The organism is Caballeronia sp. DA-9, from assembly GCF_051615025.1.
Classification (GTDB): domain Bacteria; phylum Pseudomonadota; class Gammaproteobacteria; order Burkholderiales; family Burkholderiaceae; genus Caballeronia; species Caballeronia sordidicola.
Window position 1 is genome coordinate 551,551 of record NZ_CP195133.1, and the last position, 16,780, is coordinate 568,330.

At 60.2% G+C, this 16,780-nt stretch carries 16 protein-coding genes; 9 read left to right on the forward strand and 7 right to left on the reverse strand.

Features of this window, described 5'->3' with window-relative positions; translation table 11 throughout:
* The first annotated feature begins 36 nt into the window (after positions 1 to 36).
* Both hemH and ACRWA7_RS18735 read left to right on the forward strand, forming a co-directional pair.
* Complete coding sequence (gene hemH / locus ACRWA7_RS18730) at positions 37 to 1,104, forward strand: ferrochelatase (protein ID WP_438395415.1); 1,068 nt, start codon at positions 37 to 39, stop codon at positions 1,102 to 1,104.
* A 9-nt stretch (positions 1,105 to 1,113) separates the two neighbouring features.
* Positions 1,114 to 1,521, forward strand: coding sequence for an RNA-binding S4 domain-containing protein (locus ACRWA7_RS18735; RefSeq protein WP_060858863.1), 408 nt, complete (start codon positions 1,114 to 1,116; stop codon positions 1,519 to 1,521).
* Here ACRWA7_RS18735 and ACRWA7_RS18740 read toward each other — a convergent pair.
* Complete coding sequence (locus ACRWA7_RS18740) at positions 1,493 to 1,654, reverse strand: hypothetical protein (protein WP_167353950.1); 162 nt, start codon at positions 1,652 to 1,654, stop codon at positions 1,493 to 1,495. The two genes, ACRWA7_RS18735 and ACRWA7_RS18740, sit on opposite strands and share 29 nt — an antisense overlap.
* Before the next feature lie 455 nt (positions 1,655 to 2,109).
* Here ACRWA7_RS18740 and grpE point away from each other — a divergent pair, with 455 nt between their 5' ends.
* From grpE to pabB, 5 genes are all read left to right on the forward strand, one after another.
* Positions 2,110 to 2,691, forward strand: coding sequence for a nucleotide exchange factor GrpE (gene grpE / locus ACRWA7_RS18745; protein WP_060858878.1), 582 nt, complete (start codon positions 2,110 to 2,112; stop codon positions 2,689 to 2,691).
* A 27-nt stretch (positions 2,692 to 2,718) separates the two neighbouring features.
* Positions 2,719 to 3,120 carry a thioredoxin family protein gene (locus tag ACRWA7_RS18750; protein WP_438395418.1) on the forward strand — a complete coding sequence of 134 codons (402 nt, stop codon included), beginning with the start codon at positions 2,719 to 2,721 and terminating at the stop codon, positions 3,118 to 3,120.
* A 191-nt stretch (positions 3,121 to 3,311) separates the two neighbouring features.
* Positions 3,312 to 5,264: a molecular chaperone DnaK gene (gene dnaK, locus ACRWA7_RS18755; protein ID WP_060858865.1), complete on the forward strand. Its 1,953-nt coding sequence runs from the start codon at positions 3,312 to 3,314 to the stop codon at positions 5,262 to 5,264.
* 331 nt (positions 5,265 to 5,595) lie between these two features.
* Entirely contained in the window at positions 5,596 to 6,735 is a 1,140-nt protein-coding gene (gene dnaJ, locus ACRWA7_RS18760; RefSeq protein ID WP_060858866.1) for a molecular chaperone DnaJ, read from the forward strand.
* A 4-nt stretch (positions 6,736 to 6,739) separates the two neighbouring features.
* Complete coding sequence (gene pabB / locus ACRWA7_RS18765; RefSeq protein WP_438396692.1) at positions 6,740 to 8,533, forward strand: aminodeoxychorismate synthase component I; 1,794 nt, start codon at positions 6,740 to 6,742, stop codon at positions 8,531 to 8,533.
* A gap of 4 nt (positions 8,534 to 8,537) precedes the next feature.
* On the opposite strand, the gene panB is transcribed toward pabB, so the two are convergent.
* From panB to hda, 6 genes are all read right to left on the reverse strand, one after another.
* Positions 8,538 to 9,353: a 3-methyl-2-oxobutanoate hydroxymethyltransferase gene (panB, locus tag ACRWA7_RS18770; RefSeq protein WP_438395421.1), complete on the reverse strand. Its 816-nt coding sequence runs from the start codon at positions 9,351 to 9,353 to the stop codon at positions 8,538 to 8,540.
* A 58-nt stretch (positions 9,354 to 9,411) separates the two neighbouring features.
* Positions 9,412 to 10,116 carry a deoxynucleoside kinase gene (locus tag ACRWA7_RS18775; protein ID WP_060858869.1) on the reverse strand — a complete coding sequence of 235 codons (705 nt, stop codon included), beginning with the start codon at positions 10,114 to 10,116 and terminating at the stop codon, positions 9,412 to 9,414.
* A gap of 39 nt (positions 10,117 to 10,155) precedes the next feature.
* Positions 10,156 to 10,683 (reverse strand): 2-amino-4-hydroxy-6-hydroxymethyldihydropteridine diphosphokinase, encoded by a 528-nt coding sequence (gene folK / locus ACRWA7_RS18780; RefSeq protein WP_438395422.1) that lies wholly within the window; start codon positions 10,681 to 10,683, stop codon positions 10,156 to 10,158.
* A gap of 72 nt (positions 10,684 to 10,755) precedes the next feature.
* The gene (gene pcnB, locus ACRWA7_RS18785; protein WP_438395424.1) at positions 10,756 to 12,336 is read right to left on the reverse strand and encodes a polynucleotide adenylyltransferase PcnB; all 1,581 of its coding nucleotides are present in this window, start codon (positions 12,334 to 12,336) and stop codon (positions 10,756 to 10,758) included.
* A complete protein-coding gene (locus ACRWA7_RS18790; RefSeq protein WP_060858872.1) occupies positions 12,329 to 13,015 on the reverse strand; it encodes an HAD family hydrolase in 687 nt (228 codons plus the stop codon). Before ACRWA7_RS18790 ends, pcnB begins: the two co-directional genes overlap by 8 nt.
* Before the next feature lie 74 nt (positions 13,016 to 13,089).
* On the reverse strand, positions 13,090 to 13,809 hold the full coding sequence (gene hda / locus ACRWA7_RS18795) for a DnaA regulatory inactivator Hda (RefSeq protein WP_438395425.1): 720 nt from the start codon (positions 13,807 to 13,809) through the stop codon (positions 13,090 to 13,092).
* Positions 13,810 to 14,045: 236 nt separating this feature from the next.
* Here hda and purM point away from each other — a divergent pair, with 236 nt between their 5' ends.
* Positions 14,046 to 15,116, forward strand: coding sequence for a phosphoribosylformylglycinamidine cyclo-ligase (purM, locus tag ACRWA7_RS18800; protein WP_060858874.1), 1,071 nt, complete (start codon positions 14,046 to 14,048; stop codon positions 15,114 to 15,116).
* A gap of 197 nt (positions 15,117 to 15,313) precedes the next feature.
* Entirely contained in the window at positions 15,314 to 16,384 is a 1,071-nt protein-coding gene (locus ACRWA7_RS18805; RefSeq protein ID WP_438390622.1) for an IS30 family transposase, read from the forward strand.
* Positions 16,385 to 16,780 lie beyond the last annotated feature (396 nt).

Here is a 16,780-nt window from a genome sequence, read left to right on the forward strand (position 1 = left end):
TTACTCAATCACGCTGGCTTGCCGAGCTTCTTTTCCATGCGCTACGACCTCGAGTTGCCCTCGCAGCCTTCCGCTTCGCATCGCGTTGCCGTGCTGCTGATCAACCTCGGCACGCCGGACGCGCCCACGCCCAAGGCGGTGCGCAAGTACCTCGCCCAGTTCCTTTCGGACCCGCGCGTGGTGGAAATTCCGGCGCTCGCGTGGCAAGTGATCCTGCGATTGGCGATCCTTCCGTTTCGCGGGCGAGCCTCGGCCAGGAAGTACGCCCAGGTCTGGTTGCCCGAAGGCTCGCCGTTGCGGGTCTACACGGAAAAACAGGTTGAAGCGTTGCGGCGTCTGTTTGCAGTGAACGACTATCACGTGATCGTCGATTACGCGATGCGCTACGGTTCGCCGGGCATTCCGGCCATGCTGAACCAGCTCAAGCTGGAAGGCGCCGAACGCGTGCTGCTCGTGCCCATGTATCCGCAGTATTCGTCGTCGACCACGGCCACGGCGTTTGACGACGCCTTCAACGCGCTGAAGCGCGTGCGCAATCAGCCGGAACTGCGCACTATCCGGCAGTACGCGGATCATCCTGCGTATATCGGCGCACTGGTGGAGCAGGTTCGGGAATACTGGCACCAGCACGGCCAGCCTGACTTCGCGTCGGGAGACCGGCTGGTGCTGAGCTTTCACGGTGTTCCCAAGCGGACCATGGACCTGGGCGATCCTTATCACGACCAGTGTCAACAGACGGGATCATTGCTGATGGCTGGCCTCGGGCTTTCGCCGGTCGAATGCCGGGTAACGTTCCAGTCACGTTTTGGCCGCGCTGAATGGCTGCAGCCCTATACCGCGCCTACGCTTGCGGAACTTGGCGCTGCGGGCGCGAAACGCGTTGACGTGTTTTGCCCGGGATTCACGTCGGATTGCCTGGAAACCATCGAGGAAATTGGAATTGAAGTACGCGATGATTTCCTGAACGCCGGCGGCAGGGAATTTCACCGGATTCCCTGTTTGAATGCATCGCCGGCCTGGATCAAGGCGCTCGGAGAAATCGTGGCTCAGCATCTGCAAGGCTGGCCGGTTCAAGCGCCCCAGACCTTGAGCGCGGCTGCATAAGGTTTCGCCATGAACTACGCTATTTCCACGGATTCCAGCGCGCGACTTCGCATCGATAAATGGTTATGGGCCGCGCGTTTCTTTAAAACACGTTCACTGGCGAGCGACGCGGTGGAGAAAGGCCGCGTCAGGATTGGCGGCGCGAGCGTGAAACCATCGAAGGACGTGCGGGTCGGCGATCTGGTGGAGATCGAGATCGAGCATGTGCTCTGGCAGGTCGACGTGCTGGGGATTTGCGAAGTGCGCGGTCCCGCAACGGTGGCGCAAACGCTTTACAAGGAAACCGATGCCGGGCGGGAAAAGCGCGTGGCGGAGAACGAACGCAGAAAGACTTATCGTGAACCGGCCGCCGCGCTGCAGGGGCGGCCGACCAAACGCGACCGGCGCATTATCGACAAACTTTCAGGTGCTGATTGAACAGGCTGTCCATGGTCGCGGACACACCGCCGTACTCCACGTTGTGATCGTTTACCGCGCCTGACATGCAGATGGTGGTTGTGCCGCCAACGAGCACCAACGCGACCACCGCAATAGCAAAGGTTAGTCTCATGGTGTTCCTCGTGGCAACGCAGCGGCTCGACGTTCAGGCGCTGACGTTGGCTCAAAAGCTCACTTCAGCGATTAAAAAGCTTGGATTCCGGCTTTCGTAAGATTAGGGTTAACTAGCGCTTCCGAAGGCATGATCGAAGTGTAGGCGACGTATTCGAGCGGCTCAATCTGAATCTGATCACCGGTTAAAAATGGTTGTAACGGGCCGTTTCCACACTATAGAAATGACCCCTGAAACACTACGCAACCCCTTGAAAACGCTCATTCGAGCCTCAAGTGCGCTTTTGGGACGAACACATTGAGTCCTCGATCATCTGGACCAATGAGGCGTTGCAGTAGTTGTGTTTTTGCAACGTTGACCGGCAGTTATCATCGGCAGCTTTTTTGATGGGTCGGAGCCGCAACGCTGCTTCCGATTTCATTCGTTTTTCACCCATAGCAAAGATCTCAAGCGACATGGAAAACACGCAAGACAACTCCGCGAGCCAGAACCCCACGCCCGTCGACGAAACGGCGGCTCAGAACACACAGCAGCCGAACACGCCAGAAATACAAGGCGCGGCAACGGACGCCGTCGACGTGAACGAAACCGAGGCGCTTCTCGCCGAAGCCCAGGCCAAGGCTGCAGCGTTGCAAGAAGAGTTCTTGCGCGCGAAAGCCGAGACGGAAAACGTGCGGCGCCGGGCGCAGGAAGACGTCCAGAAGGCACATAAATTCGCGATCGAAAATTTCGCCGAAAATCTGCTGCCAGTGCTCGACAGCCTGGAAGCCGCGCTCGTGCATTCCTCGACGGATCTCGCCAAGGTACGGGAAGGCGTCGAATTGACGCTGCGCCAATTGACCGGCGCGCTGGAAAAGGGCCGCGTCATTGAGGTGAATCCGGTTGGCGAAAAGTTCGACCCGCATCGCCATCAGGCTATTTCAATGGTGCCGGCGGATCAGGAGGCCAACACGGTCGTGTCCGTGCTGCAAAAAGGCTACGTGATCGCGGATCGCGTTTTGCGGCCAGCGCTCGTGACCGTGGCAGCGCCGAAGTAAACGCTCCACTGCGCGAACGCAGCCGTCATGGTCAATATTCCGGTCGACGCCACGGCGTTTTCCGTTTTCGACATGCAGGAATTGAGCGCCGACACGTTCGACGCCGGCCTGGCGTCGGCGGAAGACGAGCTTGCTGTTGTGTTCTTCTGGGGCTTCGAGTGCTTCAATTGCGAGATCGCGAAAAAAGCGATGCTCGCCAAGCCAGGCGAAATCCGGGCGCTCGGATTGAAGTGGTTTCACAGCAATGTCTACGAGCATCGGGAGCTTGGCCGGCGTTTCATGCTGCACGGCGTTCCCACGTGGTTCTTTTTCTACCGCGGCAAGCGTCTTGGACGGGCGACCGGCTGGCATGGACTCGGCCAGTTTGAAGCCGCCGTGGCGGCCGCCCGGGAGAAAATCCGGGTGCTCGACATGAAGCACCCGAGCTGAACGCGCGAAAAAAGTTGCAGACAGGCTGAAAAAAGTCGAGTTTGCGTGGGTTTTTGGTCTTGAAAACCATGCGAACGCTCTTATTTGGCGTACAGGGTTAAATTTTGGGCATCCGGCAGCGTTTATCGATGACAAACGCGTCGAAACGGAAAAACGGATGCGCTGCGATCAAAGTCAGGAGAGTGATAAAAATGGGCAAAATCATTGGGATCGATCTGGGCACAACGAACTCGTGCGTGGCGATCATGGAAGGCAATTCCGTCAAAGTGATCGAAAACGCGGAAGGTACGCGTACCACGCCGTCGATCATCGCTTACGTTGACGACAACGAAATCCTCGTCGGCGCGCCGGCGAAACGTCAGTCGGTGACGAATCCGAAGAACACGCTGTACGCGGTCAAGCGGCTGATTGGCCGTCGTTTCGACGAAAAAGAAGTGCAAAAGGACATCGCGTTGATGCCCTACAAGATCGTGCGCGCCGATAACGGCGACGCCTGGGTTGAAGCCCGCGATCAAAAGCTGGCACCGCCGCAAATCTCGGCTGAAGTGCTGCGCAAGATGAAGAAAACCGCTGAAGATTATCTCGGCGAGGAAGTGACGGAAGCCGTGATTACGGTTCCGGCGTACTTCAACGACAGCCAGCGTCAGGCAACGAAAGATGCAGGCCGTATTGCCGGTCTGGAAGTGAAGCGGATCATCAACGAACCGACCGCCGCCGCGTTGGCGTTCGGCCTGGACAAGAACGAAAAGGGCGATCGCAAGATTGCCGTGTACGACTTGGGCGGCGGCACGTTCGACGTGTCGATCATCGAAATCGCCGATGTCGACGGCGAAAAGCAATTCGAAGTGCTCTCCACGAACGGCGACACGTTCCTGGGCGGTGAAGATTTCGACCAGCGCATCATCGACTACATCATCAGCGAGTTCAAGAAGGAACAAGGCGTCGACCTGTCGAAGGATGTGCTTGCGCTGCAACGCCTGAAGGAAGCGGCTGAAAAAGCGAAGATCGAGTTGTCTTCGGCGGCTCAGACTGAAATCAACTTGCCGTACATCACGGCCGACGCGTCGGGTCCGAAGCACTTGAACCTGAAAATTACGCGTGCGAAGCTGGAGTCGCTGGTCGAGGAACTGATCGAGCGCACCATGGAACCGTGCCGCGTCGCTATTAAAGATGCAGGCGTGAAGGTCGGCGATATTGACGACATCATCCTGGTCGGCGGTATGACGCGTATGCCGAAGGTGCAGGACAAGGTCAAGGAATTCTTCGGCAAGGAACCGCGCCGCGACGTGAACCCGGACGAAGCCGTGGCTGTTGGCGCCGCCATTCAGGGTCAGGTTCTGTCGGGCGACCGGAAGGACGTGTTGCTGCTGGACGTGACGCCGTTGTCGCTGGGTATTGAAACCCTTGGCGGCGTGATGACGAAGATGATCAACAAGAACACGACCATCCCGACCAAGCACGCACAGGTCTATTCGACCGCCGACGACAACCAGAGCGCCGTGACCATCAAGGTGTTCCAGGGCGAACGTGAAATGGCGGCGGGCAACAAGCTGCTGGGCGAGTTCAACCTCGAAGGCATTCCGCCGGCAGCACGCGGCACGCCGCAGATTGAAGTGAGCTTCGACATCGACGCGAACGGCATTCTCCACGTCGGCGCGAAGGACAAGGCAACCGGCAAGGAAAACAAGATTGTCATCAAGGCGAACTCGGGCTTGTCGGACGCCGAGATCGAGAAGATGGTGAAGGACGCTGAAGCGAACGCAGACGAAGATCATCGTCTGCGTGAACTGGCTGACTCGCGCAATCAGGGCGACGCGCTGGTGCACAGCACGAAGAAGGCCGTGGCTGAGTACGGCGACAAGATCGAAGCAGCCGAGAAGGAACAGATCGAAGCTGCGTTGAAGGATCTTGAAGAAGCGCTCAAGAGCACGGCGAGCGACAAGGCCGCAATCGACGCGAAGATTGAAACGCTGTCGACCGCGTCGCAGAAACTCGGCGAAAAGATGTACGCCGACATGGCTGCGGCGCAAGGTGCGGCGGGCGCGGCAGCAGCGGGCGCAGGCGGCCCGGGTGCGCAACAGGCGGCGCCGGAGCAGCACGACGACGTTGTCGATGCCGACTTCAAGGAAGTGAAGAAGGACTAAGTCGATTGAACCGCGCAAGCGTGTCTTCGGCGAAAGTTGAACCGGTCCCGTGCAGCTTCGGCTGCGTGCGGGACCGCGACGGAAGATGTCTTGCGAGACGTTGAGCGCAAGGACAAAGAACGCGCCTGGCGAGCCAAATGGCTCCCCGGGCACGTTGTTTTTTAGAGGGCGCTGCGCTTTGTACGCATCATGCGCGTCGGTTGTTTGCTGACCGGGCGAAATCGCACAAAGGCGGGGCGTCGACAAATCACACGAGTCGCGAGACTCCAGGCATCCAAGAGGGAGCTGTCGGCTTGATCGGAAAGATCGGGCACGGTGGCGCTGAACCGATATGGCGAAACGGGATTACTACGAGGTTATGGGCGTCGCGAAGAACGCGAGCGACGACGAAATCAAGAAGGCGTATCGCAAGCTTGCGATGAAGCATCACCCCGACCGCAATCCGGATAGCAAGGATGCGGAAGAGCGTTTCAAGGAGGCCAAGGAGGCCTATGAAATGCTCTCGGATCCGCAAAAGCGCGCGGCGTACGATCAGTACGGCCATGCGGGTGTCGATCCGAACATGGGCGCAGGCCAGCAGGGTTTCGGCGGATTTGCCGATGCCTTCGGCGATATATTCGGCGACATCTTTGGCCAGGCCGCCGGCGGTGGCGCGGGTGCGGCGCGCGGGCGCGCCGGTCCGCAGGTTTATCGTGGCGCGGATTTGCGCTACAGCATGGAAATCTCGCTGGAGCAGGCCGCGCACGGCTACGACACGCAAATTCGCGTGCCGAGCTGGGTCAATTGCGAAATCTGTAAAGGCTCGGGCGCGAAGCCCGGTACGAAGCCGGAAACATGTCCGACGTGTCATGGACAAGGCACCGTGCGGATGTCGCAGGGCTTTTTCAGCATCCAGCAAACCTGCCCGAAATGTCACGGCACCGGCACCTATATTCCTGAACCGTGCGGTCATTGCCATGGCGCGGGCAAGGTAAAGGAAACGAAGACGCTGGAAGTGAAGATTCCGGCTGGCATTGACGACGGCATGCGAATTCGTTCGTCCGGTAACGGCGAGCCGGGCATCAATGGCGGTCCGAGCGGCGATCTGTACGTCGAAATTCACATCAAGCAGCACTCGGTGTTCGAACGCGACGGCGACGACCTTCACTGCCAGATGCCGATTCCGTTCACCACGGCGGCGCTTGGCGGCGAGATCGAAGTGCCAACACTGGCGGGCCGTGCGAGCTTCACCGTGCCGGAAGGCACGCAGTCCGGCAAGACGTTCCGTCTGCGCAGCAAGGGTATCAAGGGATTGCGTTCGAGCATTGCCGGGGATCTATATGTGCATGTACAGGTCGAGACGCCGGTCAAGCTCACCGACCAGCAACGCGACCTGCTCAAGCAGTTCGAACGTTCGTTGACGGAAGGCGGCGCGCGTCATAGTCCGCAGAGCAAGAGCTGGTTCGACCGGGTCAAGAGTTTCTTCGATTGAGGCACTGACCATGCAGCAACGCAGCGAGGTTTTCGCGCTGCTCGACGATTGCGACTCGACCGCCGAAAGGCGGTCGAGTCGCCTTTACGCCAGCTTCGTGCGCGAACGGGCATGTCACGATGCCGCGCAACTCGACACCGTATGCGCGAGTGTCCAGCACGATTTGCGCGACGGATTGCATGCCGTCGTGCTGGCGGATTACGAATTTGGCCGCAACCTTCAGTTGGCGCAGCCCGGCAATGCCGCGCTGCGCTTTTTGTTGTTCCGCGAGTGCACAAAGCTCTCGCGGAATGAGGCGGATCAATGGCTTGCCGAAAACGACAACGGCTCGGCGGATTGGCCGTCGGTGGCGGGTGTCGCGCACATCGAGTCGAGCGTGACGCCCGATGCGTTCGAGCAGGCCATCGCGCGCGTGCAGGAAGCGCTGCACGCCGGCGACTCGTATCAGATCAATTACACGTTTCGACTCGCCTTCAGTGTGTTCGGCTCGGCAATTGGGCTCTACAGAAGGTTGAGGGAGCGGCAGCCCGTGCGTTACGGCGCGTTGATCGCGATGCCCGATGGGCGGAAGGTGCTGTCGTGCTCGCCTGAATTATTCATAGAACGTGACGGTGATGTGATTCGTGCGCGGCCCATGAAAGGCACCGCGCCGCGCAGCGTCGATCCGGAATGGCTGCGTCTCGATCCGAAGAATCGCGCTGAAAATGTGATGATTGTTGATTTGTTGCGCAACGACATGTCGCGCGTGGCGGTCACCGGGAGCGTTCATGTCCCGAAGCTGTTTTCGGTGGAAGCATACAAGTCGATGTGGCAAATGACCTCGACGGTAGAGGCGCGCTTGCGTCCCCACACGACTTTCGCCGATATTCTGCGTGCATTGCTTCCCTGCGGTTCGATCACGGGCGCGCCGAAACACAAGACAATGCAACTGATCGACGCCCTCGAAAGCACGCCGCGGGGCATTTATACGGGTGCTATCGGCTGGCTGGATGAACGCGATGATTTTTGTTTGTCCGTGCCGATCCGCACGCTCGAAATTCAGCACGGCCGGGGCAGGATGGGTATCGGCGCCGGGATTGTGCTGGATAGCAACGCCGCCGACGAATACGAGGAGTGTCAGTTGAAAGCGCGATTCCTGACGGGTTCCGATCCGGGTTTTCAACTTTTCGAAACCACGTTCGCGACGAAGCAAGACGGGATTCGCCGCTGGGACAGGCATCTGGCGCGGCTGGCTTCGAGCGCCGGATGGTGCGGCTTCCCGCTTGACCGGACGGTGCTGGAGGCGCGTATCGATGAAACCATCGCCAGATTTGAAGCTGACATGCCGTACCGGTTGCGGATTGCGTTGGCGAAGAGTGGCGAAATAAACCTCACGAGCGCGCCGCTTGCGCCGTTGCCGGAGCCAGCGGTGATTGTACTGCTGGCATCGGACTATGGCTTTGGGCCGCGTTCTTCCGGCGATCCATTGCTCATGCACAAGACCACATCGCGCGAAGACTATGACCGCGCGTGGCGTGAAGCCGAAGCGCAGGGCGCATTCGACATGTTGTTCTTCAACGAGCGTGGCGAACTGACGGAAGGCGGACGATCGAACGTGTTCCTGAAGCTTGATGGCCGCTGGAAAACGCCGCCGCTAGACGCAGGCGTCTTGCCTGGAGTAATGCGCGGTGTCTTGCTGGAAGAGTTGAACGCGCAAGAGCACGCGTTGACGGCCGACGACTTGAACCGCGCAGAAGCGCTGATGATTTGCAACGCGCTGCGCGGCGCGGTAGCTGCGCGGTTGAAGCGCAAAAGCTAAACCTTTAAAACGTATGCTCGGGCCCGGGAAAAGTTTTATCTCTCACGGCCTGCACATACGCTTCCACGGCCGCGAAAATACTCGGCTGTCCCTGCATGAAGTCCTTAACAAAGCGCGGACGCTTGCCGGGGAAAATCCCGAGCATGTCATGCAGCACGAGCACTTGTCCTGAACAATCGATCCCCGCGCCAATGCCGATTGTCGGGATAACCAATTGTTCCGTCACCTCGCGCGCGAGCAATGTAGGCACGGCTTCGATCACGAGCAACTGCGCGCCGGCCTGCTGGAACGCCAATGCATCGCGGCGCATCTGCTCGGCGCCGGCATCGGTTTTTCCTTGCACCTTGAAGCCACCGAACGCGTGCACGGATTGCGGTGTCAAGCCAACGTGGCCGCAAACCGGAATGGACCGGTCGACCAGGAACCGCACGATGTCCGCCGACCATTCTCCGCCTTCGATCTTGACCATCTGCGCGCCCGCACGCATCAGCTTCACGGCGTTCGCGTACGTTTCCTCGCGCGAGCCGACGGTGCCGAACGGCATATCCGATACAACCAGCGCATTCCTGTTCCCGCGTGCCACCGAAGCCGTGTGATACGCAATGTCATCGAGCGTCACGGGCAACGTGGTGCTGTGCCCCTGCAACACGTTGCCAAGCGAATCGCCAATCAGCAGCACATCCACGTCCGCGCGGTCCAGCAAGGCAGAAAAGCTTGCGTCGTAACACGTCAGCATCGTGATCTTTTCGCCGGCTTCGCGCATGGTCCGAAGCTTCGGGACCGTGATCGCGGCGCGGCTGGTTTCCTGCAAATACGCCATGGCAATTTCCACATCGACGAGATAGGAGACGGCACGCTGGCGCGCCGCCCGGACGGATTTAGAGTGACGTGCCCTTGACAAAGAATTCCTTGCGCCCGCGCATGGTTTCAATACGGTCGACCAGCAGCGCCAGATCGGCGTCCGATTCCAGCGGATTCAGATGCTCGGCGCTCACCGTCAACAAGGGCGTGGCGTCGTAGTGATAGAAGAAATCATTGTAGGCGTCGCAAAGGGCGCGCAGGTAGGCATCGGGAATCTGCAGTTCCATGGGTATCGCGCGTTTCTGGATGCGCGCGAACAGCGCTTCGGGGCTGGCTTGCAGATACACCACCAGATCGGGCGCGGGCGCCGGCGCATTGAAGCGCGCCGACACCGCGCGGAACAGTTCGAATTCGTCGTCGGGTAGCGTGAGGCGCGCGAAGAGCGCGGTTTTCTCGGTGATGAAATCCGTGATGAGCGGTGCGCCCGCCGTCTGCCCGAGATGCCCGGGACCGCCCACGAGCGCCGCGCCGATTTCCTGCGCCTGCTGCGCGCGCTGCAACGCGAACTGCAATTGCGTGGCAAGCGCGTAACGCGTGTTGTCGCGATAAAACCGCTCGAGGAACTGATTTTCCTGCTGGCGTTCGAAGAACGTGCGCATGGACCAGCGCTCCGCGAGCAGCCGCGCGAGCGTGGTCTTGCCAACGCCAATCGGGCCTTCTATCGCGATGTATCGGTGCGGCGGGCGCAAATGCGGCGCGGTGACGGTAAGCGGCGTGCTCATGGAGTTCTCATGGTTGTGAGGCTTTCCGCCAGAAGGCGTTCAGGCTTCGCGACGCGAAGTGCAGCGGGAGGCGAAAAGCGGGCACTGATGCGTCGCCACTTTTTCGATGCGTTGATCTGCGACGGACGCCAGGAACGCATCGGCGCGGCCGCGTTGGGCAATGACAATCTCGCCATCGAGTTCGATCAGCGGCACGAGCGCGAACGCGCGCTCCGTGAGACGCGGATGCGGAATCACCAGATCGGCTTCCTCGATGCAGGAGTCTCCGAACAGGAGGATATCGAGGTCGAGCGTGCGCGGCGCATTGCGATAAGGCCGCTCGCGCCCGAAGTGTTCTTCAATGGAATGGCACAGCCGCAGCAGATGTCGCGCGGGCAGGGTGGTATCGATCTTGACGACACAATTGAAGTAGTCGTCGCCGCCGGCGTCGATGGGCGCGGTGCGATAGAGGCTCGATTTCGCGAGCACGGTGATTGTGTGTTGCTGAGCAAGACACACCACTGTGTCTTTCAGGGTCTGGCGCGCATCACCAAGGTTTGCGCCCAGGCCCAGATAAGCTACCGTCATGGCATGAATCCTACGACTGTCGTTCGGCGAAACACGACGCGAATGCGTTTTCAAAAACGCGTGCGGGCCGTGTCAATCGTCGCCATGCCGCACGTCGCGCTCTTCGCGCACATCACGTTCTTCACGAGCCGATGTGTCCCCCGCGCTCGCGCCGCCCTCCATTCCGGTGCCCGGCCCGCGGCTTTTGGCGTTACTGCTACGCCGCCGTCGTTTCTTGGGCGCCCGGTCCTTCCCGCCTTGCGACAGCAGTGACTCTCGCGCGGCTGTGTCTCCAGCGATAAAGTCCGTCCACCACTGCCCGACCGATGCATCCAGTTCGCCCGATTCGCACCGGAGCAGGAGGAAATCATAACCCGCTCTAAACCTTTGGTGTTCCAGCAGCTTCATGGCGCTGCGGCCGGAGCGTTTTTCGAGCCGATGTTGCAGGCCCCAGATTTCACGCATATCCGATGAAAACCGCTTATGGATAGCAAGCTTTTCGGTCTGCATGTCAAGCACGTCGTCCATCGCGCGATGCAGCGCGGGCACCGGGAATTCGCCGGCGAGCGTGTATTGCTGCCAGCGCGACTGCATGTCGTTCCAGAGCAGCGTGGCAAACAAAAATCCCGGCGATACACCCTTGCCCGCGCGGACGCGTTCGTCGGTATTGGTGAGCGCCAGCGTGATGAATTTCTCGCCGTGCGCCGATTCGAAGATGACGTCGAGCAGCGGTAATACGCCGTGATGCAAGCCTTCCGCGCGTAGCCGCGTGAGGCACGCGAGCGCGTGGCCGGAGAGCAGCAGCTTGAGCATTTCGTCGAAGAGACGCGCGGCCGGGACATTGCTGATCAGGTCGGCCAGTTCAGCGATCGGCGCGCGCGTGGCCGGCTCGATCTCGAAACCGAGCTTTGCCGCAAAGCGCACCACGCGCAGCATGCGCACCGGATCTTCCCTGTAGCGCGTGGCGGGATCGCCGATCATGCGCAGCAGGCGCGCGCGGACGTCGGCCATGCCGTCGTGGTAATCCAGCACGGTTTGCGTGGCCGGATCGTAATACATGGCGTTGATGGTGAAGTCGCGGCGCGTGGCGTCTTCGTGCTGTTCGCCCCATACGTTGTCGCGCAGCACGCGGCCGCTTGCGTCGACCGCGTGCGTGCGCGTGTCCATCTCGCCGCGTCTCAGGCGTGGCGGAGGCGGCGATGGCGGCGCGTCGGCGGGGGTATCGACGAGTGCGCGGAATGTCGACGTCTCGATGATGTCCTGCGCGAACTGCACGTGCACGATCTGAAACCGCCGGCCAATAATGCGCGCCCGGCGAAACAGCTTCTGCACCTGATCCGGCGTGGCGTCTGTTGCAACGTCGAAATCTTTTGGCGCCACGTTCAGCAGCAGGTCGCGCACCGCGCCGCCTACAATGAACGCCCGATGCCCGGCTTGCTGCAGCCCTTCTGTCACGCGAATCGCGTTCTTTGAAATCAGCGACGGGTCGATGCCATGCACATCCGCCGGCAGAATCACCGGCACGTTGGGGTCGCGCCTGGCCGCGGCTGGCGCAGCCTTCTTGCGCGTGCTCTTGCGGGCGGGTTTTACATCGTCGGAGAGCGGGGCGGTCGCCGGAGCGTCCTCTTTGGCGCTTTCCTGGCCGAACAGCTTGCGGATGAGTTTTTTAATCACGTGGGGAGAAGATTTCCAGGATGCGCCAGCCGCGGGCTTGCGCGTGAGCGCGCAGGGTGTCGTCAGGATTGGTCGCGATCGGGTCGGTGACTTTCTCGAGCAGAGGAATGTCGTTGTGCGAGTCGCTGTAGAAGTAGCTGTGTTCGAAGTCGCTCAGGCTTTTTCCCATGGAAGCCAGCCACATTTCGGTACGCACGATCTTCCCTTCGCGAAAGCTCGGCGTGCCGGTTGGACGGCCGGTCAGCTCGCCGTTCGGGATATTGTCGACTGTTTCGACTTCGCACGCGATCAGCGCGTCAATACCGAACGCCTGGCCGATCGGCGCGGTGATGAACGCGTTTGTTGCGGTGACGAGGCAGCACAGGTCGCCCGCTTCCTGGTGTTTGCGCACCAGTTCCAGCGCGGCGGGCTGGATGGCCGGCGTGATGACTTCGCGCATGAATTGTGCGTGCCAGTCGTCCAGTCGCGTGCGCGGATGCAGCGCCAGCGGGGAAAGCTGGGCGTTCAGGTACGCGTGGATATCGAGCGTGCCGGCCTTGTATTGTGCATAGAACGCGTCGTTTTGCTTCGCGAACTTTTCAGCATCGACAATGCCGAGCCTCGCCATGAAGCGACCCCATTCGTGGTCGCTATCCGTCGGGATGAGGGTGTGATCGAGATCAAATAGGGCTAGGTTCATGGAAGCGCATTTTACTTGAAGCGGATGGAAGCGTTCTTGGGCCGCTCGTGAGCGCGTGGAGTGACGGTGCGTGCTCAAAAAAGCTCGGTTTGCGGGCGCGGTGTTTCGTCGTCTTTCTTGGCGAGCATCGTGCGCAACAAAGGCAGCGTGACCGCACGCTTTTGTTCCAGCGAAAACCGGTCGAGTTCGTCGAGCAGTTTCATCAGGCTTGGCATGTCGCGCCGGAAATGGGTGAGCAGGTAGGCCGGCACGTCATCCGCCAGATCGATACCGCGTTCGCGCGCCGCATGTTTCAGAGCGGCGCCCTTGCTTTCGTCGGAGAGCGGCGTGAGCTGGAAGACCAGTCCCCAGCCCAGGCGCGTGCGCAAGTCCTCTCTCACCGACAACCCCAGCGGCGCCACATTACCGGTTGCCACGAGCGCGCTCGCCGGATGGGCGCGCACTTCGTTGAACAGGTTGAAAAGCGCGATTTGCTGCGCGCCGGACAGGCGTTCGCAGTCGTCGACGGCGTAGAGGGTCGCTTTCGGATCGAAGGTGAACGCGGCCAGCGGCGCTTGCGGGCTCAGGAAACGCCCGCGGCCGTTTGCTTCGTGCATCAGCGCCTGCAGCAGGTGACTGCGGCCGCTGCCCGCTTCGCCCCAGACGTAGAACGTGCGGTCGGCCACGGGGCCTGCGGCGAGTTCGCCTTCGAGTCCGCGCAGGCGGGTGACCAGTTCGTGGTTGCCGGAGGCGAAGAAGTTGTCGAAGGTGGCAAGCGGCGGCGTGCCGAGATCGAGCGTCAGTTGGCGTTGCACGGGCAATCGGTTCCGTCAGGGCGTGTCTTGAAAAACGGCTCGCTCAGCTTGGCCGATGTCCGGCATGACCGGGGTAAAAGGCGTTGAGCGCAGGGTTGAGACACGCGCCGAAGGGACGCGGGTCTCAAAAAAAGTGGAGCGGTGCTTTTGAGCCGGCGACGCGAAGTGCGGGAAATCCGGCTGGGCGGCTGGCATCGGTTAAAATCTCATTTTACCGACCTTCTCGCCGATCCCCCATGAATCAACCGAAATCCGCCCCAGAGCGCACGGGCGCCCCCGCCCAAGGTTTGTCCTATCGCGACGCGGGCGTGGACATCGATGCCGGCGACGCGCTTGTCGACCGGATCAAGCCTTTTGCCAAGAAAACCATGCGCGACGGCGTGTTGGGGGGAATCGGCGGATTCGGCGCGCTGTTCGAAGTGCCCAAACGTTATAAGGAGCCGGTGCTCGTATCCGGAACGGACGGCGTTGGCACGAAGCTGCGTCTTGCGTTTCAGCTGAACAAGCACGATACGGTTGGCCAGGACCTGGTTGCCATGAGCGTCAACGACATTCTCGTGCAAGGTGCTGAACCGCTGTTTTTCCTCGATTATTTTGCTTGCGGCAAGCTCGATGTGGATACGGCCGCGACCGTGGTGCAGGGCATTGCGCAAGGTTGCGAGCTGGCCGGTTGCGCGTTGATCGGCGGTGAGACGGCTGAGATGCCGGGCATGTATCCCGATGGCGAATACGATCTGGCCGGGTTTGCGGTTGGCGCGGTGGAGAAGAGCAAGATTATCGATGGCTCGACCATCAAGCCGGGCGATGTGGTTTTGGGGCTGGCATCGTCGGGGATTCATTCGAATGGGTATTCGCTGGTGCGCAAGATCATTGAGCGGGCGCAGCCTGATTTGAATGCTGATTTCGATGGCCGGACGCTTGCCGATGCGTTGATGGCGCCGACGCATATTTATGTGAAGCCGTTGTTGTCGTTGATGTCGCAGATTGCTGTGAAGGGTATGGCGCATATTACGGGCGGCGGATTGGTCGAGAATATTCCGCGGGTTTTGCGCGATGGTTTGACCGTTGAGCTGGATCATCGGGCGTGGCCGTTGCCGCCGTTGTTTTCGTGGTTGCAGAAGCATGGCGGTGTGGCGGATGCGGAGATGCATCGGGTATTCAATTGCGGGATCGGGATGGTCGTTGTGGTGGATGCTGGCGACGCTGAAGCCGCGACGGGGCTTTTGTCAGCGGCAGGGGAGCAGGTTTGGTCGATCGGGCGGGTGCGGGAGGCCGGGGTGGGCGAGGCTCAGACTATCGTGGTTTGAGGTTTTGCTGGCGCTAGGGGAGGGGGTGCTTTGGGGATCCTGCTTTTTGGGGCTTCGCGCGTTCCCTGTTCGTTGATATTTTTAGCACTGTTGGCCACTGTCCGTGGCGGGACTTCATTTCTTTTTCCAACGGCGAAAAAGAAACGAAGGGCGTTTTCAAGGTACAAGTGCAACACCTTTGAAATAGGATATGTTGCATGGGACAAAGCTATGAACATCTCAGCGCTGAGGAGCGTGGCTCAATATTTGCCATGAAACTTGCCAACGAAAGCACGCGCGCGATCGCGCGTGCGCTCCGACGTTCGCCAAGTACGATCAGCCGCGAACTCAAGCGCAATGGCTGGAAGTCCGATGAAGAGCGCGGCGACAGAGGACGGCCTGCGATCGCGGGCGCTTACTGCGCGATCCGTGCTGGTCGACGCGCGGGACGGCTTCGCCGCAAACCGCGTTACGAGCGCAAACTGCACGTTGACGGCGCGTTGTGGCCCGAAGTGCGGCAGTATCTGCAAAAGTGTCACTCACCCGAGCAGATCTCAGCCGCACTCAAACTTGCCCACCCTGATGAGCCTGCTTTGAACGCTTCGCATGAAACCATTTACCGAGCCATTTACGCCGCGCCCCGAGGCGAGTTGCGCCGGGAACTCGTCAGCCTGTTGCGACAGGGACGTGGCGCACGCAGGCCGCGCACGCGAGGACAGGACCGGCGCGGCAAGCTCTCCGACATGCTCAGTATTCACGTACGCCCTCCCGAAGCCAACGACCGGCTCATCCCGGGTCACTGGGAAGGAGATCTGATCAAAGGCCTGGCTAACCGTTCGGCAGTGGGTACGCTGGTGGATCGCAGCACGTTGTTTGTGATGCTGGTCAAGATCGATGGCAGTACGGCGCAGGCAGCGCTGGAAGCCTACAGTGCCGCGTTCGCGCCGCTCGATCAGGGACTGCGTCAAACCCTGACCTACGACCAGGGCAAAGAAATGGCGTTACACAAAAAGCTGGCTGAGGCGACGGGCATCAAGATCTACTTCTGCGATCCACACAGTCCGTGGCAACGCGGTATCTGCGAAAACATCAATGGGCTGCTGCGCCAGTTTCTACCCAAGGCGACCGATCTATCGGTATTCTCGCAGCGACAACTCGATGCGATCGCGCTGAACATGAACACCCGCCCTCGAAAAACGCTCCAGTGGCGCACGCCTGGTGAGGTCTTTATTGAAAACTGCGCCAAGCACGGCATTGTCATTGACCCCGCTGTTGCACTTGGAGTGTGAAAGCGCCAAGCAAAGAAAACGCCTTCCAACCGCTAATTCTTAAGTGGACCGAGCGTGCAGTGATATCTGCTTGGGACTTCAAAAGAATCCTCGACGCCATAACCACCGTTAGCTGAAACCCTCCCCCTCCGAATTCCTACATCCACACGCTTCGCCATCAGCGTCACACGCTTCGCCATCAGCGTTCTCGGGCAAGCACAAAACCCCACGAAACCAGTACGGCCAAATGGACGCGCGCGGCGCGCCGCGTTTTCCTGTTTGACGGCTACTCACATTGGTGGCGAAGCGTGTGGGTAGGCGTGAACGGAGCGGGAGGGGTTCAACTGTTGGTGGTTTTACGCTGAGCGTTCTTTTGAAGTCCCAAACCGATGTAATTGCACGCTCGGGCTCCTTAAG